This is a genomic window from Microbacterium sp. NPDC056057 (assembly GCF_042266945.1).
GTDB classification, from domain to species: domain Bacteria; phylum Actinomycetota; class Actinomycetes; order Actinomycetales; family Microbacteriaceae; genus Microbacterium; species Microbacterium trichothecenolyticum_C.
In genome coordinates, this window is record NZ_JBHJWS010000004.1 from 424,807 (window position 1) to 451,138 (window position 26,332).

Annotated in this window: 29 protein-coding genes; 16 read left to right on the plus strand and 13 right to left on the minus strand. The window is 70.5% G+C overall.

The window, feature by feature from the left end:
- The first annotated feature begins 6 nt into the window (after positions 1-6).
- The 4 genes from ACFC1K_RS18305 to ACFC1K_RS18320 all read left to right on the plus strand — a co-directional run bounded on the left by ACFC1K_RS18305 (position 7) and on the right by ACFC1K_RS18320 (position 4,432).
- Positions 7-792: an isoprenyl transferase gene (locus ACFC1K_RS18305; RefSeq protein ID WP_375872706.1), complete on the plus strand. Its 786-nt coding sequence runs from the start codon at positions 7-9 to the stop codon at positions 790-792.
- A gap of 36 nt (positions 793-828) precedes the next feature.
- Positions 829-1,959, plus strand: coding sequence for an aminotransferase class V-fold PLP-dependent enzyme (locus ACFC1K_RS18310; RefSeq protein ID WP_375872707.1), 1,131 nt, complete (start codon positions 829-831; stop codon positions 1,957-1,959).
- A 199-nt stretch (positions 1,960-2,158) separates the two neighbouring features.
- A complete protein-coding gene (locus tag ACFC1K_RS18315) occupies positions 2,159-3,514 on the plus strand; it encodes a PhoH family protein (RefSeq protein WP_310291985.1) in 1,356 nt (451 codons plus the stop codon).
- A 168-nt stretch (positions 3,515-3,682) separates the two neighbouring features.
- Positions 3,683-4,432, plus strand: coding sequence for a hypothetical protein (locus tag ACFC1K_RS18320; RefSeq protein ID WP_375872708.1), 750 nt, complete (start codon positions 3,683-3,685; stop codon positions 4,430-4,432).
- 108 nt (positions 4,433-4,540) lie between these two features.
- Here ACFC1K_RS18320 and ACFC1K_RS18325 read toward each other — a convergent pair whose 3' ends face one another.
- From ACFC1K_RS18325 to xseA, 7 genes are read right to left on the minus strand one after another with little or no spacing between them, the layout of a single operon-like run.
- Positions 4,541-5,197 carry a response regulator transcription factor gene (locus ACFC1K_RS18325; RefSeq protein ID WP_310291980.1) on the minus strand — a complete coding sequence of 219 codons (657 nt, stop codon included), beginning with the start codon at positions 5,195-5,197 and terminating at the stop codon, positions 4,541-4,543.
- Positions 5,194-6,696, minus strand: a complete 1,503-nt coding sequence (locus ACFC1K_RS18330; protein ID WP_375872709.1) for an ATP-binding protein — start codon at positions 6,694-6,696, stop codon at positions 5,194-5,196. The genes ACFC1K_RS18325 and ACFC1K_RS18330 overlap by 4 nt, the downstream gene beginning before the upstream one ends.
- 48 nt (positions 6,697-6,744) lie before the next feature.
- Positions 6,745-8,139, minus strand: a complete 1,395-nt coding sequence (locus ACFC1K_RS18335; protein WP_375872710.1) for a class II fumarate hydratase — start codon at positions 8,137-8,139, stop codon at positions 6,745-6,747.
- 52 nt (positions 8,140-8,191) lie between these two features.
- On the minus strand, positions 8,192-8,803 hold the full coding sequence (locus ACFC1K_RS18340) for a carbonic anhydrase (RefSeq protein WP_310292287.1): 612 nt from the start codon (positions 8,801-8,803) through the stop codon (positions 8,192-8,194).
- A 35-nt stretch (positions 8,804-8,838) separates the two neighbouring features.
- On the minus strand, positions 8,839-9,486 hold the full coding sequence (locus ACFC1K_RS18345; RefSeq protein WP_310291975.1) for a DUF4245 family protein: 648 nt from the start codon (positions 9,484-9,486) through the stop codon (positions 8,839-8,841).
- Positions 9,486-9,728 carry an exodeoxyribonuclease VII small subunit gene (locus tag ACFC1K_RS18350; RefSeq protein ID WP_310291973.1) on the minus strand — a complete coding sequence of 81 codons (243 nt, stop codon included), beginning with the start codon at positions 9,726-9,728 and terminating at the stop codon, positions 9,486-9,488. The genes ACFC1K_RS18345 and ACFC1K_RS18350 overlap by 1 nt, the downstream gene beginning before the upstream one ends.
- Before the next feature lie 9 nt (positions 9,729-9,737).
- Positions 9,738-11,078, minus strand: coding sequence for an exodeoxyribonuclease VII large subunit (xseA, locus tag ACFC1K_RS18355; RefSeq protein WP_375872711.1), 1,341 nt, complete (start codon positions 11,076-11,078; stop codon positions 9,738-9,740).
- A gap of 158 nt (positions 11,079-11,236) precedes the next feature.
- Here xseA and ACFC1K_RS18360 point away from each other — a divergent pair, with 158 nt between their 5' ends.
- From ACFC1K_RS18360 to ACFC1K_RS18380, 5 genes are all read left to right on the plus strand, one after another.
- Entirely contained in the window at positions 11,237-12,277 is a 1,041-nt protein-coding gene (locus ACFC1K_RS18360) for a 4-hydroxy-3-methylbut-2-enyl diphosphate reductase (protein ID WP_375872712.1), read from the plus strand.
- The gene (locus ACFC1K_RS18365; protein ID WP_375872713.1) at positions 12,274-12,843 is read left to right on the plus strand and encodes a DUF6264 family protein; all 570 of its coding nucleotides are present in this window, start codon (positions 12,274-12,276) and stop codon (positions 12,841-12,843) included. Before ACFC1K_RS18360 ends, ACFC1K_RS18365 begins: the two co-directional genes overlap by 4 nt.
- A gap of 137 nt (positions 12,844-12,980) precedes the next feature.
- Complete coding sequence (locus ACFC1K_RS18370; RefSeq protein WP_375872714.1) at positions 12,981-13,520, plus strand: sigma-70 family RNA polymerase sigma factor; 540 nt, start codon at positions 12,981-12,983, stop codon at positions 13,518-13,520.
- Positions 13,517-14,230 (plus strand): zf-HC2 domain-containing protein, encoded by a 714-nt coding sequence (locus tag ACFC1K_RS18375; RefSeq protein WP_375872715.1) that lies wholly within the window; start codon positions 13,517-13,519, stop codon positions 14,228-14,230. The genes ACFC1K_RS18370 and ACFC1K_RS18375 overlap by 4 nt, the downstream gene beginning before the upstream one ends.
- 35 nt (positions 14,231-14,265) lie before the next feature.
- Entirely contained in the window at positions 14,266-14,817 is a 552-nt protein-coding gene (locus tag ACFC1K_RS18380) for an MOSC domain-containing protein (protein WP_375872716.1), read from the plus strand.
- A gap of 136 nt (positions 14,818-14,953) precedes the next feature.
- On the opposite strand, the gene fbaA is transcribed toward ACFC1K_RS18380, so the two are convergent.
- Positions 14,954-15,985, minus strand: coding sequence for a class II fructose-bisphosphate aldolase (fbaA, locus tag ACFC1K_RS18385; protein WP_045296761.1), 1,032 nt, complete (start codon positions 15,983-15,985; stop codon positions 14,954-14,956).
- 192 nt (positions 15,986-16,177) lie between these two features.
- Between fbaA and glpX the strand changes: the two genes are divergently transcribed.
- Both glpX and ACFC1K_RS18395 read left to right on the plus strand, forming a co-directional pair.
- Positions 16,178-17,167 carry a class II fructose-bisphosphatase gene (glpX, locus tag ACFC1K_RS18390; protein WP_310291961.1) on the plus strand — a complete coding sequence of 330 codons (990 nt, stop codon included), beginning with the start codon at positions 16,178-16,180 and terminating at the stop codon, positions 17,165-17,167.
- Between the two features lie 141 nt (positions 17,168-17,308).
- Positions 17,309-17,521, plus strand: coding sequence for a UDP-N-acetylmuramyl pentapeptide phosphotransferase (locus ACFC1K_RS18395; RefSeq protein ID WP_082496936.1), 213 nt, complete (start codon positions 17,309-17,311; stop codon positions 17,519-17,521).
- Between the two features lie 3 nt (positions 17,522-17,524).
- Here ACFC1K_RS18395 and ACFC1K_RS18400 read toward each other — a convergent pair whose 3' ends face one another.
- Both ACFC1K_RS18400 and ACFC1K_RS18405 read right to left on the minus strand, forming a co-directional pair.
- Positions 17,525-18,868, minus strand: coding sequence for a DNA recombination protein RmuC (locus ACFC1K_RS18400; RefSeq protein WP_375872717.1), 1,344 nt, complete (start codon positions 18,866-18,868; stop codon positions 17,525-17,527).
- Between the two features lie 124 nt (positions 18,869-18,992).
- Positions 18,993-19,595: a 3'-5' exonuclease gene (locus ACFC1K_RS18405; protein ID WP_310291957.1), complete on the minus strand. Its 603-nt coding sequence runs from the start codon at positions 19,593-19,595 to the stop codon at positions 18,993-18,995.
- A gap of 77 nt (positions 19,596-19,672) precedes the next feature.
- Between ACFC1K_RS18405 and ACFC1K_RS18410 the strand changes: the two genes are divergently transcribed.
- Positions 19,673-20,431 carry a class I SAM-dependent methyltransferase gene (locus ACFC1K_RS18410; protein WP_375872718.1) on the plus strand — a complete coding sequence of 253 codons (759 nt, stop codon included), beginning with the start codon at positions 19,673-19,675 and terminating at the stop codon, positions 20,429-20,431.
- Positions 20,432-20,441: 10 nt separating this feature from the next.
- Here ACFC1K_RS18410 and ACFC1K_RS18415 read toward each other — a convergent pair whose 3' ends face one another.
- Complete coding sequence (locus ACFC1K_RS18415) at positions 20,442-21,098, minus strand: methyltransferase domain-containing protein (RefSeq protein WP_375872719.1); 657 nt, start codon at positions 21,096-21,098, stop codon at positions 20,442-20,444.
- 59 nt (positions 21,099-21,157) lie between these two features.
- On the opposite strand from ACFC1K_RS18415, the gene ychF reads away from it, so the two are divergent.
- Both ychF and ACFC1K_RS18425 read left to right on the plus strand, forming a co-directional pair.
- Positions 21,158-22,231 (plus strand): redox-regulated ATPase YchF, encoded by a 1,074-nt coding sequence (gene ychF, locus ACFC1K_RS18420; RefSeq protein ID WP_310291951.1) that lies wholly within the window; start codon positions 21,158-21,160, stop codon positions 22,229-22,231.
- A 25-nt stretch (positions 22,232-22,256) separates the two neighbouring features.
- Entirely contained in the window at positions 22,257-22,823 is a 567-nt protein-coding gene (locus ACFC1K_RS18425; protein WP_310291948.1) for an alpha/beta hydrolase, read from the plus strand.
- Between the two features lie 12 nt (positions 22,824-22,835).
- Here ACFC1K_RS18425 and ACFC1K_RS18430 read toward each other — a convergent pair whose 3' ends face one another.
- Entirely contained in the window at positions 22,836-23,225 is a 390-nt protein-coding gene (locus ACFC1K_RS18430; RefSeq protein WP_310291946.1) for a hypothetical protein, read from the minus strand.
- Positions 23,226-23,246: 21 nt separating this feature from the next.
- Positions 23,247-24,623, minus strand: coding sequence for a pyridine nucleotide-disulfide oxidoreductase (locus ACFC1K_RS18435; protein WP_375872720.1), 1,377 nt, complete (start codon positions 24,621-24,623; stop codon positions 23,247-23,249).
- Between the two features lie 109 nt (positions 24,624-24,732).
- Between ACFC1K_RS18435 and ACFC1K_RS18440 the strand changes: the two genes are divergently transcribed.
- Both ACFC1K_RS18440 and ACFC1K_RS18445 read left to right on the plus strand, forming a co-directional pair.
- Positions 24,733-25,449, plus strand: coding sequence for a phosphatase PAP2 family protein (locus tag ACFC1K_RS18440; RefSeq protein WP_375872721.1), 717 nt, complete (start codon positions 24,733-24,735; stop codon positions 25,447-25,449).
- A gap of 64 nt (positions 25,450-25,513) precedes the next feature.
- Entirely contained in the window at positions 25,514-26,314 is an 801-nt protein-coding gene (locus tag ACFC1K_RS18445) for a DUF1206 domain-containing protein (protein ID WP_375872722.1), read from the plus strand.
- Positions 26,315-26,332 lie beyond the last annotated feature (18 nt).

The following is a 26,332-nucleotide window of genomic DNA, read 5'->3' on the forward strand; positions in this document are numbered from 1 at the left end:
AGGGATGTGGCGCGCGGCGAGACGAACGAGGGCAGGGGGCCCCTCTATCGGCTCTATATAAACCGCCTGCGCCGACGTCTGGACCCGGCATCGGTTCCCCGCCACCTCGCGATGATGATCGACGGGAACCGCCGGTGGGCCAAGCAGCTCGGCTACGACTCCGCCGCGCACGGCCACCGCGCGGGTGCGGCCAAGATGAAGGAATTCCTCCGCTGGTGCGACGACGTCGGCATCCGCGTCGTGTCGCTGTACCTGCTGTCCAACGACAACCTGCGCAAGCGCGATTCGCGGGAGCTCTCCGACCTCATCGAGATCATCGCCGAACTCGCCGACGAGCTCTCGCACGAGCGCGACTGGCGGGTGAAGCACGTGGGCCGGGCGGACGCCCTGCCGGACGACCTCAGACGCGTGCTCGCCGACGTCGAGACCCGCACCCAGGACAATGCGGGGATGCACGTCAACCTCGCGGTCGGCTACGGCGGCAGGGGCGAGATCGTCGACGCCGTGCGCAGCATCATCGCCCAGCACGATGAGCGCGGGGGGTCACTCGAGGAGCTGGCGGCGAGCCTCACGCCCGAGCAGATCGGCGAGCATCTCTACACCGGCGGACAGCCCGATCCCGACCTCGTCATCCGCACGTCGGGGGAGCAGCGGCTGAGTGATTTCCTCCTGTGGCAGTCGGCCCACTCGGAGTTCTATTTCGTCGAGGCGCTCGGCCCGGATCTGCGCGAGGTGGACTTCCTCCGCGCCATCCGCGACTTCGCCTCGCGCGACCGTCGATACGGCGGCTGATCGGCCGCTCACACCGGTGATCCCACCTCTGCCAGAATGATCCGCGTGACGGATCTGGATTCATATCTGGCGTCGTTCGATGGGGAACCGGGGTATCTGGACTGGGCGGCGTTCGGGCCGCTCTCGCCTGGGGTCCGCAGCGAGGCGCAGGGGGACACCGAGCTGCTCGGCTCGGGCCGGCGGACGAGCATCGAACTCGTGGCCGACCACGAGCGAGAGGCCCGTGAGCTGGTCGCGGAGCTGATCGGCACGGATGCCTCGCACGTGGTGCTGCAGCCGTCCACGACGTACGGCCTCATGCACGCCATCTACGGACTGGCGGGCGGCCTCATGCTCGGCCGCGGCGAGTTCCCGAGCATGACCGTGGCGGCGACCCGCGCGTCGGAGGCGTTCGGCTCGGTGCAGCTGCAGTGGGTCGAGCCGGCCGACGGGTTCATGACACCCGACGCGATCCGCTCCGCCCTCTCCGACGACACTCGTGCGGTCGCGGTCAGCCTCGTCGACTTCCGCACGGGGTACCGCACCGATCTGTCGGCGATCCGCGAGGTGATCGGTGATCGCCTGCTCATCGTCGATGCCATCCAGGGATTCGGTGCGGTCGAGGCCGACTACCTCGCGGCGGACGTCGTGTGTGGCAACGGCTACAAGTGGCTCCGCGCCGGCCGAGGAACAGGATTCGCGTGGTTCGGTGATCGCGCGCTCGAGCGCATCGCGCCCGTCCTGTCGGGCTTCCAGGGCGTGGAGGGCGACCTGCCGGTGGACACCGTGCCCGTGCCCGCCGCATCAGCACGGGCCTTCTCGGTCGCCGGCGTCGACACGCTCGCCGCCGCGCGCCTGGCGACGGCCCTCCGCGAAGTGGTCGATGTGGGCGTGGCCGACATCGAATCGGTGCTGGCCGCGCGGGCGACCGACGTCATCTTCTTCGCGGATCGCTACGAGGTGCCGGTGGTCACCCCCAGGGAGCCGGAGCGCCGCGCGGGCATCGTGACCCTGGAGCCCGCCCCGCAGGACGCGGCGCCCCTCGCCGCCTCCCTGGCGAACCACGGCCTCACCGTCACGACGCGCGCCGGCCGCATCCGGGTCGCCCCGCACGTCGGCACCGGTGCCGACACGCTGCGGCTGTTCGGCGACGCGCTCGCCGCCTTCTCGTCGGCGCGCGTCTGGTGACCGAGGATGCTGCCCGTGCAGCATCCGTTCACCGACATGTCACGAAATCGTGCGTGTCGAGCGCGTCCGACGACGCGGCGCGGTCGTAGCGTGAGCGCATCGGGCAAGGAGCCCGGTCGAGTCGGCCTTCCGGATCGCGACTCGTGACCCATGGTCGACTCGTGACTGCCGGGTGAACCACCCGGGGCGGGAGTGGGTTGTGACCACACGAGCACCACACGAGCAGCGCAGTCAGGACCTCGAGCGGGTCGCCGATTCCGATCAGGATCTGCGCACCTATGTACTCGACACGTCGGTGCTGCTGAGCGATCCGCGGGCGTTCTTCCGTTTCGCCGAGCACAGCGTCGTGATCCCCGTCGTGGTGATCACGGAGCTGGAAGGCAAGCGGCATGACCCCGAGATCGGCTACTTCGCCCGGCAGGCACTGCGCCATCTCGACGAGCTCCGCGTCGAGCACGGGCGCCTCGATTTCCCCGTTCCGGTCGGTGAGGGCGGCACGCTTCGCGTCGAACTGAACAACACCGACGCGACGGTCCTCCCCTCGGGGATGCGGCTCGGCGACAACGACAGCCGGATCCTCGCCATCGCGATGAACCTCGCCCAGGACGGGCAGGAGGTCACCGTCGTCTCGAAGGACCTGCCGATGCGGGTCAAGGCGGCGTCGCTCGGCATCACGGCGGAGGAGTACCTCGCGGAGCAGGCGGTCGACTCCGGCTGGACCGGCATCTCCGAGCTCGACGTCTCGGGCGACGACATCAGCGACCTGTACGAGAGCGAAGTCGCCTCCAGCGAGGATGTGCAGGGGCTCCCGGTGAACACGGGCCTGATCATCCACTCCGAGCGGGGCTCGGCCCTGGGTCGCGTCGTCGGTGACGGCGAGTACCGCCTGGTGCGCGGCGACCGCGAGGTCTTCGGCCTGCATGGGCGGTCGGCCGAGCAGCGGATCGCCATCGACCTGCTGCTCGATCCCGAGGTCGGCATCGTGTCGCTGGGCGGCCGGGCCGGCACCGGCAAGTCGGCTCTCGCCCTGTGCGCGGCCCTGGAGGCGGTGCTCGAACGACAGCAGCAGCGCAAGATCATCGTGTTCCGGCCCCTGTTCGCCGTCGGCGGGCAGGAGCTCGGCTACCTGCCGGGGGACCAGCAGGAGAAGATGAACCCGTGGGGCCAGGCGGTCTTCGACACGCTCGGCTCCGTGGTCTCGACGAACGTGCTCGACGAGGTGGTCGAAAGGGGCCTTCTCGAGGTGCTGCCGCTGACGCACATCCGCGGCCGTTCGCTGCACGACGCGTTTGTGATCGTCGACGAGGCGCAGTCGCTCGAGCGCAACGTGCTGCTGACGGTGCTCAGCCGCATCGGGCAGAACTCGCGCGTCGTCCTGACCCACGACGTGGGCCAGCGCGACAACCTGCGGGTCGGTCGTCACGACGGCGTCGCGTCGGTCATCGAGACGCTCAAGGGTCACGCGCTGTTCGGCCACGTGACGCTCGTGCGGTCGGAGCGCTCGGCCATCGCCGCGCTCGTCACCGACCTCCTGGAGGCCGGAGAGCTCGCCTGAGGGACGCCGTCATCAGCTGACGACGCAGCGGGTCGGGGTGCCGGATCCCGGCCCGCTGTGGCGTGCGAGCATGAGGAAAGTCTCATCGCCCACGGCGCATACCGCGCGATCGGTCTGTCACCATGGATGAGGGGAAACGATTCCGCGCACACGGAGGGCAGGCGAGAATTGCACGCACGCACGGGGCTCGTGATCGGCGGCATGACCGCTGTCGCGGCGAGCGTCGCCGTCGTGACTGCCGTCGCCCTCGCGAACACCGCGGCCCTGGCCGAATCCCCTGGCACGAGCGTCGCATCGAAGCGCGTCGTCGTCCCGGCGGCGGCATCCCCGTCGGCGACGCCCCAGCCCGCGCCGGCCGCGACGCCCGACGCCCTGATCCCCTCGGCCGAGCCCGAAGTGGTCCAGGCGCCCGCACCTGTCGAGGTCGCGCCGCCCGCGTCGACGACCACCCGCACGCCTGCGAACGCGGCGCCCGAGGTGGCCGCGCCCGCCCCTCCGGCTCCTCCTGCGGCGCCCGGCGACATCGACTCCGCCATCGCCGCAGCGAAGGCCGCCGGCACGTGGGACGCGCTGCGCAGCTGGGCTGCCTCCCATGGTTGGTCGAACGGTCGGCTCGATGCGCTGATCGCACGTCTGGAGCGTGATATCGCCGACCAGAACGTGCAGGGCGACGGGAACAATTCGGGCGACTCGAACAATTCGAGCGGATCCACCACTCAGCGGCAGGGCATCGTCCAGGCTCCGGCCCCGGAGCAGAAAGCCCCCGCGCAGCCGCCCCAGAAGCAGAAGCAGTCCGGTCAGCAGTCGACCGGTCAGAAGCCTCCCGCGCACGCGGGATCGAACGTCGGAAACGGCAACGGCGCCGGCAACGACGGGAAGAAAGACCAGTCGCGCAATTCCCCAGACAAGCGCGACTGACAACGGTCGGATCCCCCAGTCCGGCCTTTCACAGCCCCCGGTGTCCCCCAGCACCGGGGGCTTCTTCCTGCCCGGCGGGGCACCCCGGTCATGGGGTGCCCGACGGGCTCACTCCCAGCGGTAGCCCGCGCCGCGGACCGTGACGATGTGGTCGGCGCCCAGTTTGCCGCGCAGGTACCGCACGTACACGTCGACCACGTTGGAACCGGGATCGAAGTCGAGCCCCCACACCCGGCTGAGCAGCTGCTCCCGGCTGAGCACACGGCCGGGGTTGCGCAGGAACTGCTCGGCGAGTGAGAACTCGCGCGCCGACAGGTCGACCTCGCGGCCCGCGACGGTCGCTCGGCGCGCGAGGATGTCGAGCACGACGTCGCCGTGCGAGACCGCGACGCCGGGCTGCGGCACGCTTTCGCGCAGGCGCGAGCGCACACGGGCGAGCAGCTCCTCGAACGTGAACGGCTTCGGCACGTAGTCGTTGGCGCCGGCGTCCAGGCCGGTGACGGTGTCCCGCGTGCTGGATCGGGCGGTGAGCATGATCACGGGCACCGCGGAACCGCGGGCCCGCAGTTCGCGCAGCACCTCGAAGCCGTCCATCGTGGGCAGCCCGACATCGAGGAGCACGAGGTCGGCATCGCCGCGCAGCGCCGCCTCGAGCCCTTCCGGGCCGTCCTCGAAGACGAGCGTCTCGTAGCCGGCGGCCTCGAGGCCGCGACTCACGAACGCGGCGATCCGAGGTTCATCCTCGACGATGAGGATCCTGGTCATCCGGCGGCCTCCCGTTGCAGCACGTCTCCGGCACGCACCGGTGCCGGCAGTTCGGCCTCCGTGGGAGGCAGGTGGATCGTGAATGTCGCGCCGCCGCCCGGCGTATCGGTGACGACGCAGTGCCCGCCATGACCCTTCGCGATCGCGTCCACGATGGCGAGGCCGAGACCCGACCCGCCCACCGAGCGCTTCACGTGGGCACGGTCGAATCGGCGGAAGATCCGGGCCCGCGCTCCGGGTGGGATGCCAGGGCCGTGGTCGCGCACCCAGAGTCGTGAGCCGTCGTCGGCGTGCGCGCTGCCGATCTCGATGGGGCTGCCCTCCGGGGTGTACTTGGCGGCGTTGTCGGCGAGCTGCAGCCAAGCCTGCAGCAGGCGGTCCTGGTCGCCGATCGTGCCGCCCTCGGCACGGTCCTCGATCGTCCAGTTGTGGCCGGGGATGACGGCGACGAGCTCGCCCACCCGCTCGGTGAGCCCGGCGAGGTCGACGGTCTCGAGGCTGTAGGAGTCGGCCTCGGCGGTGGCCAGCAGATCGATGTCCTCGACGAGCCGCGTGAGCCGGTCGAGCTCGGCGATGCCGATGTCCCGGGCAGACGCCACGTCCGCGGCATCCTGCGGATTCATCAGCTCGAGATGGCCCCGCACGATCGTGATGGGCGTCTTCAGCTCGTGGCGGACGTCGTCGAGGAGCTGGCGCTGCACATCGACGGAGTCCTCGAGGCGGTCCAGCATCGAGTTGACCGTCCGCGACAGGTCGGCGATGTCGTCGTTGCCCTGGGGCTCGAGCCGGTGCGAGAGGTCGGTGATCGAGATGGCGTCGGCCGTCTCGCGGAGGCGCCGGATCGGCGACAGCAGCCGACCGGTGACGAACCACCCCACGATCCCGATCGCGAACAGCACGGCGACCGCCGCGATGACGTACGTCGTCATGGCGAAGGTCACCGGCTGGAGCTCCGCGCCGAGATCGACGGCGCGGACGTACATGCCCTGCCGGGGATCGCCCGCCATGGTCACCGGGATCGCGATGTAGCGGAGCGAACCCTGGTCGGTGACCGCCGTTCCCATGTGCGGCGTGCCGTCCGCTGTCTCCCCGACGACGCGGTCGATGAGTTGCTGGTTCTTCGAGATGGGGATTCCCGTGAGTGTCGACGGCACCCATCTCGGTACGCCGTCGATCAGCGCCAGCGAGCCTTCGTTGCGCGCCGGTACAAGGCGCGCCACCACCGCGTTCAGGTAGTCGTCGACATTCTGGAAGTCGCTCTTGTCGAGCTCCTCCGTCGCCGCGGACGCGCCGTCGGTCGCGTCCGCGGAGTCGCCATCGGCCACGGTCTCGAGCGATGCGACCTGAGCTTTGAGTCGATCGTTGACGCCACCGAGAGCCTGTTCGCGCTGCACCAGGAACGTGACGCTGCCCACGATCGCGAGACCCACGCATGCGACCGCCAGGATCGCGGCGAGGATCCTGACGCGCGCGGGAACCGGGCGGGGCGTTCGGGCCATGACCCGATTATCCCGCCGACGCACGGCTTGCGGCATCGGGTGCGCGGATCAGCCCGGGTGCGTCATCGAGAGAAGGTCGAGCTTCTCGTCGAGCTGCTCGAGCGTGAGCTCGCCGCGCTCCACGTAGCCGAGGTCGATCACAGCCTCGCGCACCGTGATGCCCTTCGCGACGGAGTGCTTGGCGATCTTGGCGGCGGCCTCGTAGCCGATGAGCTTGTTGAGCGGCGTGACGATCGACGGCGACATGCCGGCGTACGCGGCGGCGCGCTCGACGTTGGCCTCGAGGCCGTCGATGGTCTTGTCGGCGAGGACGCGCGAGGTGTTCGCGAGCAGCTCGATCGACTCGAGCACCGCGCTGCCCATGATCGGGATGGCGACGTTGAGCTCGAAGGCACCCGAGGCGCCGGCCCACGCGACGGTCGCGTCGTTGCCGATGACGCGCGCGCACACCATGAGCGTGGCCTCGGGGATCACCGGGTTGACCTTGCCGGGCATGATCGACGAGCCAGGCTGCAGGTCGGGGATGTGCAGCTCGCCCAGACCCGTGTTCGGGCCCGAGCCCATCCAGCGGAGGTCGTTGTTGATCTTGGTCAGCGACACCGCGATGGTGCGGAGAGCACCGGATGCCTCGACCAGTCCGTCGCGGTTGGCCTGGGCCTCGAAGTGGTCCCTGGCCTCGGTGATCGGCAGCTCGGTGTCGGCGACGATGAGCTCGATGACCCGCTGCGGGAAGCCGAGCGGGGTGTTGATGCCGGTGCCGACGGCGGTGCCACCCAGTGGGACCTCTGCGACGCGGGGGAGGACAGCCTGCACGCGCTCGATGCCGAGGCGGATCTGGCGGGCGTAGCCGCCGAACTCCTGGCCGAGGGTGACGGGCGTCGCGTCCATGAGGTGCGTGCGGCCCGACTTCACGACGGTCTTCCAGAGGTCGGCCTTGGCCTCGAGGGCGACCGCGAGGTGGTCGAGTGCCGGGATGAGGTCGTCGATGAGCTCCTGCGTCACGGCGATGTGCACCGAGGTGGGGAACACGTCGTTGGACGACTGGGACGCGTTGACGTGGTCGTTCGGGTGCACGGTCGCGCCGAGCGCCTGCGTGGCGAGGGTCGCGAGCACCTCGTTCATGTTCATGTTCGACGACGTGCCGCTGCCGGTCTGGTAGACGTCGATCGGGAACTGGTCGGCGAACTCGCCGGCGATGATGCGGTCGGCCGCACCGGCGATGGCGTCGGCGATGGCGCCGTCCAGCGTGCCGAGCTCCTTGTTGGCGAGGGCCGCGGCCTTCTTGATGCGCGCGAGCGCGACGATCTGCGCGGGCTCGAGCCGGTCGCCGGAGATGGGGAAGTTCTCCACCGCGCGCTGGGTCTGCGCGGCGTAGAGCGCGTTCTTGGGCACGCGCACCTCGCCCATGGTGTCGTGCTCGATGCGGTACTCGATGTCGGTCACGTCGTTGTTCCTCACGTGTCGGTACAGGGGATGTCTTGGCAGAGCTTGGTGGTCAGGCGGCGTCGGTGATTCCGACGATGACGTCGGGTACCGCGGTGCCTTCGCCGAGGCGGTAGTTGGCGCCCACGATCGCGAGGCGCCCCTCGGCGACGGCGGAGCTGATCAGCTCGGAGGAGTGGAGCAGCTCGCCGACGGTGTCGCGAAGATGCTCGCGACCGACCTCTTCGGCGTCGATCACGTCGGGGTACACGCCGTCCACGGCGGATGCCCGCTGGACGCGGCGCACCGCGGGCACGATCGGCGAGATCAGTCGCCAGATGTGCGGGGGCAGCGGATCGGCGTCGGGGCTGGTGCTGTCGATCGCCGCGCGGACGGCGCCGCACGCATCGTGGCCCAGCACCACGATGAGGGGCACTTCGAGCACGGCGACGGCGTACTCGAGGCTGCCCACGACGGACTCGGAGACCACCTGGCCGGCGTTGCGGACGACGAAAAGGTCGCCGAGGCCCTTGTCGAAGATGATCTCCGCCGCCAGTCGCGAGTCCGCGCAGCCGAAGAGGGCGGCACGGGGTCGCTGCCCTCCTGCGAGTTCATGCCGGGTGTCGACGTCCTGCCGGGGGTGGCGGGGTTCGCCGGCGACGAACCGCGCGTTGCCGCGCTGCATCTCCCGCCAGGCCTTCGCTGGGGTGGGCTGATCGGTCACTCGGCCTCCTGGCGCAGTGCGGTGATCTGGTCGGTGACGGAGCGGGCCGTCTCTTCGAGGGCGTCTTCGCGCGCGGCGCCGTAGATGAGCACCGTGTCGGTGCCGGCGTCGGCGGCGAGCGCGACCGAGATGTTCCCGGTGCGGTCGGGGTCGAGCTCGTAGCGCTCCCACGTGATGCCGTCGATCGTGACGGTGTCCTGCGGTGCGGACCCCGAGAGCACGCGGGCCGGCCACGCCTCGTCGGCGTCGAATCCCTGGGCGACGCGCAGGAAGCCGCGCTCGTCCTCCTGAGCGGGGGCGTAGACGACGGTGAACGCGCGGACCCCGCCGTTGCCCTCGATGCCGGCGCGGTTCACGATCCACCCGTCGGACATCTCCGGGGTGATGACCGTGCGGCCCTCGGAGGCGGCGACGCCCGCCGCGACCGACGCGACATCGATCGCTTCGCGCGGCGGCGGCGTGCCGCGGGGCACGGCGGCGATGATGACGATCACGACCGCCAGCGTCGCGAGCAGCGCCGCGATGAGATTGCGGACGTTCTGACTCGAGCGGTAGATCCGCGACGACTCGGCCTTGCGGTCGGCGGTCTCCTGCGGCGTCTCGGCGCGACCGAGTTCGGCGACGATGCGGGGTTCGCGTGACATCAGAGCGCCTCGCCCTGTGTGCGATCGGCGGAGGCGCGAGCTGCCTCGAGACGGCGCTTGGCGCCCAGCAGCCACTCCTCGCAGCGAGCGGCGAGCGCCTCACCGCGCTCCCAGAGTGCGAGGGAGTGCTCGAGGGTCGGGGCGCCCTGCTCGAGTTCGGCGACGACGCGGACGAGTTCGTCGCGCGCCTGCTCGAACGAGAGGGTCGCGACGTCCGTGAGGGCGCCGCTCGTCTCAGTCATGGTCACAGTCTATTCGGCCGCGGGACCCGCCCCGCGCCCCGCCCGGTCCGGCTCGACGGCGTCGCCCGTCCGTGCGTCGTCCTCCGCCATCTCGCCCTCGGAGCGTGCCGCGAACGAGCCGCGCCCGACGGTGACGACGATGGGAGTGGATGCCGGGGCCTGCGCGGCGTCGCGCACGATCACGCCGTCGGCGAGGTGCGCGATGGCGTAGCCACGGGCCAGCGTCGATGCGGGGGAGAGGGCGCGCAGCGTCGCGCGGAGCTCGGCGGTGCGCTGCTCCTGGACGCGCAGCGAACGGTCGATGCGATCGCGCCCGCGAGCAGCGAGGAGCTCGACCTCGTGCGAGCGGGTGGTCAGCAGCGTCTCGGGGTCGCGCAGCACCGGGCGGGAGCGCAGCTGCTCGAGCTGGGCGATGTCGTGCGAGATGCGCTGCGTGAGCCGGGTGTTCATGCGGGCGCGCAGCTGCCCGACGAGCGCGCGCTGCTCCGCGACGTCCGGCACGACCCGTTTGGCGGCGTCGGTCGGGGTCGACGCGCGGAGGTCGGCGACGTCGTCGAGGAGCGGGTGGTCGTTCTCGTGACCGATGGCGCTGACGATGGGGGTGGACGCCGCCGCCACCGCCCGGATCAGCCGCTCGTCGCTGAAGCCGAGCAGGGTCTGCGGGTCGCCGCCGCCGCGGGCGATGATGATGACGTCGACGTCGGGTGCGGCATCCAGCGCCTTGAGAGCCGCGATCGTCTCGGGAACGCACCGGTCGCCCTGTACCGCCGCGTACTTCGTCTGGAACCTCACCTGCGGCCAGCGCAGCTCGGCGTTGCGATGGACGTCCTTCTCGGCATCCGAGTTCTCGCCGGTGATGAGGCCGATGAGGTGCGGCAGGAAGGGGAGGGGCTTCTTGCGGGAGGGATCGAACAGTCCTTCGGACCGCAGCTGCACGCGCAGGCGCTCCAGCTTCTCCAGCTGGTCGCCGAGTCCCACATGGCGCATCGCCGACACACCGAAGCTGAAGTCGCCGTTCTTCACGAAGTAGTCGGCCTTGACGCACGCGATCACATGGTCGCCGACCTTCAGGTCTGCGGGCAGCCTGTCTCGTGTGGAGGACCAGATGCGGAACGAGATGGTGGCGTCGGTCACCAGGTCCTTCAGGCGGCCGAACACGTTGCCGCCGCGCTGGTTCCACCCCGTGATCTCGCCCTCGACCCACACCGAGCCCCACGTCTGGACGAAACCGCGGATCGTGTCGTTGAGCCGGGCGACCGAGGTCGGCGCCTGCGCCGTGGAATCTCGCGGCGGAACGGAGTCCGGGGGCGGCGGCGCGCCGGGGACGGTGGCGGGCTGGAAACTCGTCATGCGGTCCTTTCATGCCCGTGCGCGGGCTGCTCACGCCCGTGAGCCGGCGGGCATCGCGGGCTCCTCGGCGGAGGCCCCGCTCAGGAGCCCGCCCGTAGAATCGAGGGGTGAGCATCAGCACCGCGGGACAAACCCGATCGAGTCAGGCCCCTGTGAGCATGCCCGTCCCGCGGATCCCGCGGCGGCGCGAACCGCTCAAGGATATCGCCGGGGCCGGACACAAGCGGGTGCTCCTGGCATCCCCGCGCGGCTACTGCGCGGGCGTCGACCGCGCCGTCATCGCCGTGGAGAAGGCGCTCGAGCGCTACGGCGCGCCCGTGTACGTGCGCAAGCAGATCGTGCACAACATCCACGTCGTCACCGAGCTCGAGAAGCAGGGCGCCATCTTCGTCGAAGAGGTGGACGAGGTCCCCTCGGGCGCCCACGTCGTGTTCAGCGCGCACGGGGTGTCGCCCGCGGTCGTGAACGCGGCATCCGATCGTGGTCTTCGCGCCATCGATGCGACGTGCCCCCTCGTCACGAAGGTGCATCGCGAGGCGGTGCGCTTCGCGCGCGACGACTTCGAGATCCTCCTCATCGGCCACGTCGGCCACGAGGAGGTCGAGGGCACCGCGGGTGAGGCTCCCGACCATGTCACCATCGTGAACTCGCCCGAGGAGGCCGACACCATCGAGGTGCGCGACCCGTCGAAGGTCGTGTGGCTGTCGCAGACGACGCTCTCGGTCGACGAGACGATGGAGACCGTGCGCCGCCTGCGGGTGCGCTTCCCTGAGCTGCAGGATCCGCCGTCGGACGACATCTGCTACGCGACGCAGAACCGCCAGGTCGCGGTCAAGAAGGTCGCGAAGGACGCCGATCTCGTGATCGTCGTCGGGTCGGCGAACTCGTCGAACAGTGTGCGACTCGTCGAGGTCGCGCTGGAGCACGGCGCCAAGGCCGCTTATCGCGTCGATTACGCGGACGAGGTCGAGCAGGCGTGGCTCGAAGGCGTCGAGACCGTCGGCGTCACCAGTGGAGCGTCGGTGCCCGAGGTGCTCGTGCAGCAGGTGCTCGACGATCTCGCCGCGGCCGGCTACCGCGATGTCGAAGAGGTGCGCACGGCCGAGGAGGATCTGCAGTTCTCCCTCCCGAAGGAGCTCCGAACGGATGCTGCCGGCAAGCGCGACGACCGCGCCCTCGGTGGACGGACCCGCGCATGAGCGACGCCGCGAACGCCGACCCCGATCCGCGCTCGCGTCCCCGCCCCCAGTACGGCGAGTATGCGACGCCGGAGGAGCAGCGGGCGCGCATCCAGGAGCCGGCGCCGTGGCAGCAGGAGCCGATCGCGCCGATCATGACGGATGCCCCGGCCGACGGCATCCCACCCGCCCCTGCCGTCGCCGAGAAGCGTCAGCACCCCGTCGATCGCATCGTGACGTTCGCGCTGCTCGCCTACGGCCTCGTCAACGTGATCAGTTCGGTGCCCGCCTTCCTCGACTACGGCTCGTACGCCGAAACGATGCTCGGACTGATGGGCGTCGACGTGCAGCTCTCGGATCCCGCCGCCGGAAAGCCGTGGGCGATCGCTGCCGTGATCGTCCTCGTGGTCGGCTGGTGCGCCACGGCGGCCCTCTCGGTCTGGAACATGCGCCGCTCGCGCGTGACGTGGTGGATCCCGCTGGTGGGCGGCATCGTCTTCTCGATGATCGCCGGCGCGCTGATGGTCGCGCCGCTGACGAACGACCCCGCCGTGTGGCAGGCGCTCCTCGACAGCGCGCGGCTCTGACCTTCTGCGGCGCGCGGATCGCGCGCCATGCGGTCCTGCCACAGCGGGTCCATACTCACAGGTGACGGCGCGGGCGCGCTGCGGATTCACGTGAACCCGCGGGTCGTGTGTCTCGTGTCTCCTGCGGGAGGTGATGGATGCCGCACGACAGCGTGGAGCGTCGAGACAGTGCCGCCGGACGCGATGCCGCGCGCCTGGCCGCTCTGTACGACGCGCATGCGGCGCCGGTCTGGCGCTATGTCGTGCATCTCACCGGCGACCGCGCCGGTGCCGACGATATCGTGCAGGAGACGCTGCTGCGGGCGTGGCGAACGCCCAAGATCCTCGAGCAGGATCCCTCGACCGCGCGCTCGTGGATGTTCACCGTCGCGCGTCACCTCGTGATCGACGACGCGCGCAGTGCGCGGCGCCGCCGGGAGATCGGCGTCGCCGAGGTCCCCGAGCGCACCGCGCCGGACGCCACCGACGCGCTGTTCGAGGCGATCCTCGTCGAGGAGGCGCTGGCCACGCTCACCACGGACCACCGCGCCGTCGTCGTGCGCGCCTACTACCGAGGGCTCTCCGTCGCCGAGATGGCCGACGAACTCGACATCCCGGAGGGCACCGTCAAGTCGCGCCTCCACTACGGGCTGCGCGCCCTCCGGCTCACCCTGCAGGAGAAGGGGGTGACGCGATGACCACGGACCACGCACGCTTCGCCGACTGGGACGCCGCGTACGTCGTGCGCGCGCTCAGCGTTGACGACCGCCGCCGGTACGAGGCCCACCTCGACAGCTGTCCCGTCTGCCGTGACGCGATCGCCGACCTCGCGCCGACGATGGGACTCCTGGCGCGGGTCTCACCCGAACGCGCCGAGACGCTGCTCGAGCCGTCGGACCAGGACGGGCCCGATCCCGCGGCGCGCGAGCGCATGGTCGTCCGCGGGACGCGCGACGCCCGCAGGCGCCGCACGGTCGCGTGGGGCAGCGGCCTCGCCGCGGCGGCGGCCGTCGCCGTGGTGGTCGCGTTCGCGGTGACGACGGCGGTCGCGCCGGCGAGCGTGCCCGAAGAGGTCGTCGCGCTCCAGGCGGTGACCGACGTGCCACTGACCGCGAAGGTGGAACTGACCGACGTGGCGTGGGGCACCCGCATCGCGATGACCTGCCACTACCCGCCCAGCCGCGATCCCTACACGGCCGACGAGGAGTGGCCCTACGTGCTCGTCGTCACCTCGACCGACGGCACCACGAGCGAGCTGTCTTCATGGCGAGCGGGGCCCGGGACGACGGCCCACCTCGACGCCGGCACGGCCCTCGACCGCGACGACATCGCGTCGATCGAGGTACGGGCCGTCTCGGACGGCCGCGTGCTGCTGCGCGGCGAACCTGCGGCGCCGCCGGGGGAGTGAGCGCGACCGGCAGGGCCGATGGCTAGGATGAGCGGATGCCTCGCCTGGTCGCCGTCTGCGCCGTCCGACAATTGCGTCCGGATGCCGGCTCCGTCGGCGTGACCGCGATCGACAAGGCCACCGTGGACGGACCCGTGCGCGTCGGTCCCTACGGCGTGTACGCCGACGTGCAGGCCGACCGCAAGCACCACGGCGGCTTCGACAAGGCGCTCTACGCGTACGCCGAGGAAGACGCCGCGTTCTGGGAGTCGGAGCTCGGCCGCGAGCTGCCGCCCGGCTGGTTCGGCGAGAACCTGCGGGTCGAGGGGATCGACGTCAACGCCGCGCTCATCGGCGAGCGCTGGCGCATCGGCGATCGCGTGGAGGTCGAGGTCACCATGCCCCGCACCCCGTGCCAGACGTTCGCGCGGTGGGTCGGCGGCGACGACGCGCGCGGCTGGGTCAAGCGCTTCTCGAACGAGCGCCGCCTCGGGCCGTACCTTCGCGTCGTCCAGGGCGGGCGCGTGCAGGCGGGCGACGAGATCGTGGTGGTCCACCGCCCCGAGGGCGCGCCCGGGCTGCTCGACCGCTACGCCGACCCCGAGTGATCCCCACTGCTCTCCACGCGTCGCTTCGTGCCGCGCGGAGCCTCGGGCGCGTGGGCCCGCCTCGGCTTCATGGAATGCGCGAATGCCTCGGCATCGGCCGTGAGGCCGGTGCCGAGGCATCCGTCGAATCTGCTGCTTACGCGCCGAGGCTCTTGCCGGCCGAGCCGAGCTGCTTCGTGGCCTCGACCACGCGGGCGGCCATCGCCGACTCGGCGATCTTGCCCCAGGCGCGCGGGTCGTAGGCCTTCTTGTTGCCCACCTCGCCGTCGACCTTCAGGACGCCGTCGTAGTTCGAGAACATGAAGCCGGCGACCGAGCGCGTGAACGCGTACTGCGTGTCGGTGTCGACGTTCATCTTCACGACGCCGTTGGCGACCGCGAGCGCGATCTCTTCGTCGGTCGAGCCGCTGCCGCCGTGGAAGACGAGGTCGAGCGGCTTCGGGCCGGTGCCGAACTTCGCGGCGATGCCCTCCTGGATCTCACCGAGGAGCTCGGGGCGGAGCTTGACGTTGCCCGGCTTGTACACGCCGTGCACGTTTCCGAAGGTGAGGGCCGAGATGTAGCGGCCGTTCTCGCCCAGGCCGAGTGCCTCGACGGCCTTCGTCACGTCGGCGACCGTCGTGTAGAGCGCCTCGTTCGAGCCCTCGTGCTGGACGCCGTCCTCCTCGCCGCCCACGACGCCGATCTCCACCTCGAGGATGGCGTTGATGTTCTTGAGGCGGGGGAGCAGGTCCTTCGCGATCTCGATGTTCTCGTCGAGCGGGACTGCCGAGCCGTCCCACATGTGCGACTGGAAGATCGGGTTGCGGCCGGCCTTCACCTCTTCCTCCGACGCCTCGATGAGGGGGAGCACGAAGTCGGCGAGCGCCGGCTTCGGGCAGTGGTCGGTGTGGAGGGCGACCGTGATGGGGTAGCTCTTGGCGACCTCGGTGGCGAACTTCGCGAACGCGAGCGCACCGGCGGCGCGGTTCTTCACGGTGTGGCCGGCGAAGTAATCGGCGCCGCCCGTCGTCACCTGGATGATGCCGTCCGAGCCGGCCTCGGTGAGTCCTTGGAGGACCGCGTTGATCGACTGCGAGCTGGCGACATTGATGGCGGGATACGCGAAGCCACCAGCCTTCGCGCGGTCCAGCATGTCGGCGTACTGCTCCGGGGTGGCGACGGGCATGAGTGCTCCCTTTTGATCGAGTGGGCGTCACCGCAAACTCTACCCAAGGGCCGGATGCCGGAATGGATGCCGCTGCCCGGCGGAGTGCGGGAAACCCACGTCCCTGCGATATTGGAAAGAAACGCGATTCCTTCCCTTTCTGTCGCGTGAAATTCTCGTGAATCGGGCGGGATGCTGGCATAGGCTGACCGCATGGTGAGCCTGACCGCGGACATGAGTCCCCTCCACCCCGACCGCAACCTCGCACTCGAACTCGTGCGGGCGACCGAAGCGGCGGCGATCCGCGCGGTGCCGTTCATCGGCCGCGGCGCCAAGGAAGCGGCAGACGGTGCCGCCGTCGACGCGATGCGGGCGTTCTTCACCACCGTCAACTTCGACGGCACGATCGTCATCGGCGAGGGTGAGAAGGACGAAGCGCCCATGCTCTACAACGGCGAGCGGGTCGGCAACGGCCGCGGCCCGCAGGCCGATGTCGCGGTCGATCCGATCGACGGCACCTCACTGACCGCGGCCGGTCGCAACAACGCGCTCTCGGTCATCGCCGTCTCCGACCACGGCACGATGCTCGACGCGTCGAGCGTCTTCTACATGGACAAGCTCGTCACCGGCCCCGCGGGCGTCGGCGTCGTCGACATCCGCCTGCCGATCGGCGAGAACATCCGCCGGCTGGCCAAGGCCCTCGACAAGCCCGTCGACGAGCTCGTGGTCTCGGTGCTCCACCGCCCGCGTCACGAGCGCCTCATCGAGGAGATCCGCGAGGCCGGCGCCGGCACCCGTCTGATGAGCGACGGCGACGTCGCCGGTGGCATCAATGCGGCGCGGCACAACGCCCGCACCGACATGTGCGTCGGTGTCGGGGGCAGCCCGGAGGGCATCGTCACTGCGTGTGCGATCAAGGCTCTCGGCGGCCACATCCAGGGCCGACTGTGGCCGCGCGACGACGACGAGAAGCAGCGCGGCATCGACGCGGGCCTGAACCTCGACGGCTTCGTCTACGAGGCGGACGACCTCGTGAAGGGCAACAACACGATCTTCGTCGCGACCGGCGTCACCGACGGTGCGCTCGTCGCCGGCGTCCGCCGCGAAGGCGGGTACGTCTACACCGAGAGCGTCGTGCTGCGCGGCGCGTCGGGCACGCTGCGCCGGATCTCGTCGGAGCACCTCGTCTCGAAGTGGCTCTGACCGCCTGAGGGAGACGGCCGCGGCGGTGCGACACGTGATGCCGCCGTGACCGTTTCGTGACCGGCCTCCGAGGGAACTCTGGCAGAATCTTCAGTGGTGTCGATGGAGACACGTTGGTGTTTCCTACTCGAGGAGTTGACGATGTCTGCGCACTCAGCCGATCCCTCGTCGCCCCAGACGGGCGCACAGGCGGTGGTCGCGAACGCGATCGATCCCGCCCGCCGGCCGGACGTGCTTCTGCGTGTCCGCCGTGACGAGGGTCACGAGATCAGCGCCTGGTGGATGATCGGCGCGTTCGTCGGCGTCTCCGCCGCGGTCATCGTGCTGCTGAGCTTCGTTCCCGGCGGCGCCTGAGCCTCACTCGTTCGGCGAGGCGATGCGTGCGCGCACGTCGCCGAGCTCCGCGGTCGCGGAGAGACGCGGGTGTTCGACGTCGCTTCCGGCCTCAGGTCCGGGTCGCTCTTCGAGTCCGGGGAGCGTCTCGTCGAGCAGCTCCGGCGCGGTGAGGCGGCGGGGGCTCTTCTCGATGGCTGCGGGCTCGTTGACCGCGTCGAGCTTGGTCGCGTCGATGCCGGGGAACTTGCGCGCGCTCACCAGCACACGGGTCTCGAGCGATCCGGCGAACCGGTTGTAGCTGTCGACGGTGCGCTCGATCGCCCGGCGCAGGTCGTCGGCGTGCGACGCCAGCGACCCGAGCCGCTCGTAGAGCTGGTTGCCGAGGTCGAAGAGAACGCGGGCCTCCTGCGAGACGTCCTGCTGGGTCCAGGTGTACGCGACGGTCTTGAGCACCGCCCAGAGGTTCACGGGCGATGCCAGCGCCACGCGCTTGCCGAACGCATAGTCGAGCAGCGAGGGGTCTTCTTCCAGGGCGGCCGCAAGGAGCGACTCGCTCGGCACGAAGCACACGACGAACTCGGGACTCGACGAGAGCCCCGCCCAGTAGGTCTTGCGGGCGAGGGCGTCGACATGCGCCCGTACGGCCTTGACGTGCTTGTCGAGCAGACTGCGCCGACGGGCGGCCTCCGCCCCCTGGGCCGTCAGCGGGATGGCGCTCGCCTCCAGGAAGGCGTCGAGGGGCACCTTCGCGTCGACGGCGATCGCCTTCTCGCCGGGGAGACGGATGACCATGTCGGGGCGACCCGCGCCGGCGTCCGACGTGATCGACGTCTGCAGGTCGAAGTCGACGTGGCGCGTGAGCCCGGCGGCCTCGACGACGCGCCGCAGCTGCGTCTCGCCCCAGACGCCGCGGGTGCTGCCCGAGCGCAGGGCACCGGCCAGCGACTCGGTGGTCGCCCGCAGGGCCTCGTCGGACTCGTGCGCCCGTCGCAGCTGCTCGGCGAGGGTGCCGAACTGCAGGTGCCGGTCGCGCTCGAGGTCGTCGACCTTCGTGTGCATCGCGGCCAGCGTCTCCTGCACGGGCGCGAGGGCCCGCAGCACCGACTGCTCGCGGCGCTCGCGCTCTTCGCGGGCCGCCTGGTCGTGGCGCGCTTGGCTCGCGAGCTCGCGGTAGAGCACCTGCTGATGCTCGAGCTGGGCCTGCACCCCCTGCCGCGCGGCCTCCGAGCCGGCGAGCCGCGCGGTGAGGTCGGCCTGTTCGCGCGCTGCTCGTGCCGCGCCGCGGGCGAGTCCCGCCGCCCAGCCCGCCATCACGCCGACGAGGAGACAGGCGATTGCCACCACACTGATCACGACTGCGTCCATGACTCCAGGGTGCCGGATGCCTCGGACATCGCCCGCGCGGCTGGCCGCAGCCGGGCCCACGCGGCCCGAGGCTCCGCTCGACGCGCCAGCGGCGAGTGGAGAGGCCGTGGGGACCGGTTCCGCGTCAGGCGACGGCGAACGAGACCGCGGGAGCTTCGGTGACCGAGATCTGCGACACCCGGACGCCGACCGCCTCGGTGAGGGCGTCGATGTCGTCGGCGCCCACGCGCCGCGCCGCGTCGATCATGACGTGCGCGCAGGCCATGGCGTCTGCGGTGGCGTTGTGGTGCGGGAAATCGGCGAATCCGGCCTCCGCGGCGACGAACGGCAGTCGGTACGACTCGAGACGGTAGACCCTGCGGGCCACCTGCAGACTGCACGCATAGCGGTACGGCGGGCACTCGTCGCCGGTCGCGTCGCACGCCCGCTTGAGCACCGCCATGTCGAAGCCGGCGTTGTGGGCGACGAGCACGTCGGATCCCACGAACGCGACGATGTCGGCGAGCTGGCGGCTCCACGGCGCTGCGTCGACGACGTCCTCCGGTCGGATGCCGTGGATGCGGACGTTCAGCTCGAAGAAGACGTCATGCCCGGCCGGTGGGCGGATCAGCCAGCCCGTCCGGTCGACGATCTCGCCGTCGCGCACACGCACGAGGCCGACCGCACAGGCCGAGGCGTTGCTGGAGTTCGCCGTTTCGAAGTCGATCGCGGTGAAGTCCAGAGGCACATGTCCAGACTCACCCCGGCCCGGGTGCGCGGACGGAAGGCGCGCCGGGCGCGCATTCTCGTCATAGGGTCGGAGACATGGCCAGTCGCGAAGACATGTCGCTGTCGTTCGGGGCCGCCGCGGGCGCGTACGAGTCGGGCCGGCCCGATTACCCGCGCGAAGCCGTGGACTGGATGCTCGCCCCGGTGCGCGAGCCGGGCCGCGCCGTGCGGGTCGCCGACGTCGGGGCGGGCACCGGCAAGCTGACGCGCACGATCGTCGAAGCCGGCGCCGAGGTCGTCGCGATCGACCCCGACGTGGACATGCTCGCCGCCCTCCGCGAGCACGTCCACGGGGTTCCGACCTTCGCGGGGACAGCGGAACGGATGCCGCTTCCCGACGCCTCCGTCGACGCCGTGCTGCTCGGCCAGGCGTGGCACTGGGTCGACCCCGTCGCCGCGTCCGCCGAAGTCGGGCGCGCGCTCCGCCGGGGAGGTGTGCTCGGACTCGTCTGGAACATCCGCGACGAGTCGGATCCGTGGGTCGCGCGCCTCACGGCGGCGATGCACGGCAGTCACGCCGAGGAGATGCTCGCGGGCGACGGGCCCCGCGTGGCCGAGCCGTTCGACGGACTCGAGCCGCGCTCGTGGACATGGACGCGCTCCCTCACGCGCGCGGCGCTCCTCGACATGGTCGCGTCGCGCAGCTACGTCATCACCGCATCGGACGCGGATCGGGCGGCGATCCTGGCCTCGGTGAGCGACCTGTTCGACGAGCGCCGGGTCATCGAGGCGACCGGTGCCGAGGTCGTGGACCTGCCGTACGTGACGCACGCGTTCCGCGGCATCCGGTCCTGAGCACGGCGGGTCACGCGCGCACGGAGCCGACGACGTGCCACGGCCCGCTGACCTCGCGGTAGCGCGGTTCGAGGCCGCGCCCGCTCAGGACCGCGATCATGGCGTCGGGCGTGTGCGCGTACGCGCGATACGGGTTGCCCGTCAGCGTGTAGAAGGCGTTGATCGCGTGCGCCGAGAACCGGGCGAACAGCGTGCGCGGCGGGTGGCTGAACACGACGGCGCGCTTGGCTCGTCCGGCAGCGGCGCCGAGCAGACGCTCGTAGTCCGGGTAGCAGCAGACGACGCGATGCAGCACGACGATGTCGGCGGGCTCCACCGCCTCGGGCGTGCTCGCGAGATCGACCCCCAGAATCCGTGTGGCGCGACCGCGCAGGCCGGCCTCGTCGAGCAGCCGGGCGGCCTCGGGCTCGTAGGCGGCGGACAGCTCGACGTTGGTCGTGCGGGACGCGCCCCGCTTGAGCGCCTCGAGCTGGATGTCGCCGATCCCTCCGCCGATCTCGAGCAGCGACGCTCCTTCGAGCCCGACCGAGCCCGCGAAGTCGAGCACCAGGGCCGCACTCGGCGTGAGACCGTCGCTCCGGTACTGCCGAGCGAGCCGCCGTGCGAACCGGGCGTTGAACTCCCGGTCGTAGCCCTCCGGCACCCGCGGCGCGCAGCACTCGTCCACGCGCTCAGTATCGCGCCGGGCGGCGGGGCGGGCAACGTCGCCATCTAGACTGGATGCCCGTGGCTCTCACCATCGGAATCGTCGGTCTCCCGAACGTCGGCAAGTCGACCCTCTTCAACGCCCTGACCAAGAACCAGGTGCTCGCGGCGAACTACCCGTTCGCGACGATCGAGCCCAACATCGGCGTGGTCAACCTGCCTGACCAGCGGCTCGACAAGCTGGCGGAGATCTTCCACTCCGAGCGGATCCTGCCCGCCGCGGTGTCCTTCGTCGACATCGCCGGCATCGTCCGCGGCGCGAGCGAGGGCGAGGGTCTCGGCAACAAGTTCCTCGCGAACATCCGCGAGGCGGATGCGATCGCCCAGGTCGTGCGCGGCTTCGACGACGACGACGTGGTGCACGTCGACGGCGCGGTGAACCCGCAGAGCGACATGGAGACCATCAACGCCGAGCTGCAGCTCGCCGATCTCGAGACGCTCGAGAAGGCGATCACGCGATACGAGAAGGAGGTCAAGGGCAAGAAGCTCGACCCCTCGGTGCTCGCCGCCGCTGTCGAGGCGAAGGACGCCCTCGAGCGGGGTGTGCTGCTGTCGGCCTCGGGCATCGACCTCTCGCCGATCAGGGAGCTGGGCCTCTTGACCGCGAAGCCGTTCATCTTCGTCTTCAACGTCGATGAAGCGGTGCTGACGGATGCTGCGAAGAAGGCCTCGCTCGAGGCTCTGGTCGCACCGGCCAAGGCCGTGTTCCTCGACGCGAAGATCGAGTCGGAGCTCATCGACCTCGACCCGGAGGAAGCGGCGGAGCTGCTCGCGTCGACCGGGCAGGACGAGTCCGGTCTCGACCAGCTGGCGCGCATCGGCTTCGACACGCTCGGGCTGCAGACGTACCTCACGGCCGGCCCGAAGGAGGCCCGCGCCTGGACCATCGGCAAGGGCTGGAAGGCCCCGCAGGCGGCCGGCGTGATCCACACCGACTTCGAGAAGGGCTTCATCAAGGCAGAGGTCATCTCGTTCGACGACCTCGTCGAGACCGGTTCGGTCGTCGAGGCCCGCTCGAAGGGCAAGGCCCGGCTCGAGGGCAAGGACTACGTCATGCAGGACGGCGATGTCGTCGAGTTCCGCTTCAACGTCTGACGCTCGCTTCCCGGAAAGGCTTCCCATGACCGACACCACGCAGATCTTCGAGCCCGACGGGCGTGCGATCCCCTACGTCGTCGAAGGCGACGGGCCCATCGGCCTGGTGCTGATCGCCGAACCCGGACAGGACGCGCTGGGTGTGGTGGGGCACTACCTCGCCGAAGAGGCGGGATTCCACATCATCCGCGTCGGCTACCGCACGAACGTCGACGCGGCGTCGACCGACGATCAGGCAGACGACGTCGTCGCGGTCATCGATGAGCTGGGCCTCGAGCGCACGTGGGTCGGCGGGCACGGCCGCGGCGGCACCGTCGCGCGTGCGCTGGTCGCCGCGCACCCCGAGCGCGTCAACGGACTGCTGCTGCTGGGTGTGGAGGACGAAGACATCGCGCTCGCCCCGGTGATCCCGGTGCTGATCGTGCAGGGCGCGGACGACGAGGTGACCCCGCGCGCCAACGGCGAGCGCCTGCAGGCGACAGCGCCCGAGCGGGCGAGCGTCAAGAACCTCGACGGTGCCGGTCACCTCTTCCCGCTCACCCACCCCGTCGAGACGGCGGTCATCGTCGAGGAGTACCTCGACTGGGACTGAGGTCCCGACGCGTCAGCCGATCGGGATCAGGTACGCGACCACGCCCACGACGGCGGCGATGGCGAACGCCAGCAGGCTGATGAGCAGAGCCTTGCGCTGATCCTTCCGCCGGAACTCGGCGTCCTGGATGCTCTCCTCCTTGCCGAGGTCGCCGAAGTTGTACAGACCCCGGCTCGCGAACCCGACGCAGAAGTGGAACGCGGCCTGCAGGAATCCCTGGGCCGACAGGAAGACCGGCAGCGCGACCAGCAGGCGCCACGGAGCCGCCCACCCGAGGGCGAACGCGATGCCCAGGAAGACGACGGCGATCGCGAGCCCCCACCACCCCGACGCGCGGCGCCTGCGGATCTCGGCGGGACCGATGTTGCACACGCCGGGCTGGTAGACGGCAGTCTCGTTCATGGCGACATTCTGGCGCACCGGCTACGCGATCCCCGCGAATTCCGCCAGGCGCGCCCGCCCTGCGCCGATGTTCTCCTTGAACCTCGCCGCGGCGGCGAGCACGGCCGGGTCGTCCGCCCGCTCCGGGGCCACGCGCGCAGGGTTCAGCGGTGTCGTGTTCGACCACGCCCGCAGATCCGTCTCCTTCGACATCGCGAGCGACGCGTCGCCGCCGATCGTCTGCATCGTCGCCCAGTCAGAGGGGGTGTCGGAGTACGGCGAGGGGCGGCAGACGCGGTTCTTCTCGGCGTCGTCGTCGCGGGTCGCCTCGACGTAGCCGGAGAGCGCTGCGCCATAACAGGGGAAGCCGACCCGCACCGGCTGCGGGGTGATGGCCTCCGGGGTCCAGATCGGTGTGAGGCCCGGGTACTTCAGGCCTTCGGCCGCGCAGTGCACGACGAGCGAATCGGCGGGCACATGCACGTCGCCGTCGGCGAACGTCAGGCGCCCCTGGCCGACGGACTGCAGGTGTCCGCGACGGACGACGTCGTCGATCGTCCGGACGAGGTCGAGTTCCCATGTGGCCAGCGTCGGCGTCTTGGCCATCGTCGGGGTGACCGCGGGATCGAAGCGCAGCATGATCCCGGCATCCTCCATCCGGAGGAACACGTCGTCGGGATCCGAAGCCGCCGCCGCGGCGGCCATCGTGTCGGCCGCCATGCCGAGGAAGATCGCCGGGTCGGGCTGCACGACGGCACGGTTGAGCAGCCACGGGTCGCGCGGACGGACCCACGTGATCGCGTTCGCGGCGACGCCGTTCTGCAGCAGCCACACGCACGTGTCGGTCGCCGTCTTGCCGGCACCGACGATGACGTAGTGGCCGGGAGCCTCCGCGAGTCGGACGAGGTCGTTGACGGCCACGACGTGCGCACCGTCCTCGACCGCGAACGGCGGGGGAGTGAGCAGCGGGATGTCGGGGGACAGGTACCGCGCGTCCACCACCCGCGCTCGGGGCGCATGAAAACGCGTACCGCTGAGCAGCGACACGAACCGGCGATCGCCCAGGTACTCGCTGCGGCCGTGGAAGGCGACCCGCCCCGATCGGACCAGTCGTGCGAGCACGCGGGCGTAGTACTCCGACACCTCCGCGGCGCTCGCGCGCTCGTGCAGTCCCCGCTCTGGGCCGTCCGTCTGCAGCCGTCCGCCGCCGAGGAGCGTCGAGGCCACGCCGTAGAAGGCCGACGCCTGGTGCAGCCGCACGAACCCGTACGCGTCGAGCCAATGACCCCCGGCGCCGTGGCGTCGGTCGACGATCGCGACCGACACGTCGTCGGCGGCCGTGGTGAGGGCGTCCACGAACGCCATCCCCATCGCCCCCGCACCGACGACCACGTAGTCGACGTCGACGATCGCCTCCATCCGCTCATCAGAGCAGTGCGCGTGCGGCTCGTCAATGGGCTCATACGACACCCGGACCGCACAAGGCAAGAGGGCGCGGGCGAGACCCGGCCGCGTTCACAATGGTCGCGTGGGCGAAAATGAAGAACCGCAGGTCAGTCGCGCGCCGCTCGCTGTGACGCCCGACGAGCCGTTACCGCACCCCGATCCCCACCGCGCGACCGTCCTGGTGATCGGCGTGGTGGCCACGGTGCTGTTCGTGGTGCTGCGGTTCGCGGTGGCGCTGGGCGGACACGATCCCCTTGCCGTCGACCTCTGGTGGGACGACCTCATGCTCGCGGGCTTGACCGACGTGGGTCTGGTGATCGCCTGGGTGCCCTCCATCATCGGCGGGGTGATAGGGGCGCCTGTCGTGGGGATCCTCATCATCGCGATCTTCCTCTGGCGGCGACGGCGATGGGATGCTGCGACCCTCGCCATCGCCATCGTGACGGTGACGGCGATCGGCGCCCCGATGGCCGCGGTCATCGCGCGGGTGCGCCCGTCGGACTCGCTCGCCGAGAGCATGGCCACCTCGTTCCCCTCGGGTCACACCGCCGTCGCGACGACCATCGCGGTCACACTGGGACTTCTGCTGCGCCGCTGGTACGTCTGGACGCTCGGAGTGGTCTGGGTCGCCTACATGATGTGGAGCCGCACCTACCTGCACGCCCACTGGGCGAGCGATGTGCTCGCGGGGCTGCTCGAGGGCATCGCGGTCGCCTGCCTGGTGTGGAGTGCGATGCAGGCCTACCGCATCCGAAGGGCGATGTCGTCGCGGGCGTCCTCTGCGGAGCCGGACGCATGAGCACGGTTCTCGTGCGGATTTCAAGCCCCAATCCTGCGGGATTCCCCGGCGATACGCTTCGCGAATGACCACTGCGAAGAACGCGGCGCGGGCAGCGACGGAGTCGCCCGCATTCCGGACCATCGCCCGCATCGGCTACGTCGTGCTGGGGATCGTGCACATCGTCATCGGCTTCATCGCCATCTCGGTGGCGACCGGCGGTGCAGGAGAGGCCGACCAGGGCGGTGCCATGGAGGCGATCCGCAGCACTCCTCTCGGGGTGTTCCTCCTCTGGGCGATCGCCATCGGGCTGGCGGCGCTCGCCGTGTGGCAGGTCGCGCAGGCGTTCTTGGAGCGCAACCCCGACACCAAGAAGAAGTGGGGCTACCGCGTCAAGTACATCGGCACCGCCGTCGCGTATCTCGCGATCGCCTTCACGGCCCTCGTGTACGCGCTCGGCGGCAGCTCCGACTCGTCGCAGTCGTCGCAGACGCTCAGTGCCCGTCTCGTGAGCACCCCGGGCGGGATCTTCCTGCTCGTGCTCATCGGTCTCATTGTCTTCGCCATCGGCGCGGCCTTCGTGGTGCGCGGGTTCACGCGCGCGTTCGAGAAGCACCTCGACCTGCCGACCGGAGTCGCGCGCAGGGGCATCGTGACGTTCGGGATCGTCGGCTATGTCGCAAAGGGCATCGCCGTGGCGGCGGCGGGAGCGCTGTTCGTCGTGGCGGCCGTCACGCACGATCCGCAGACAGCCGGAGGGCTGGATGCGGCGCTCCACACGCTCGCCGGTCTGCCCTTCGGGTCCATCATCCTCTGGGTGGTCGCCGCGGGTCTGATCATCTACGGCGTCTTCTGCTTCGCGCGCGCCCGCTACGCGCGGATGTGACGGAGCACCGCGGCGCGA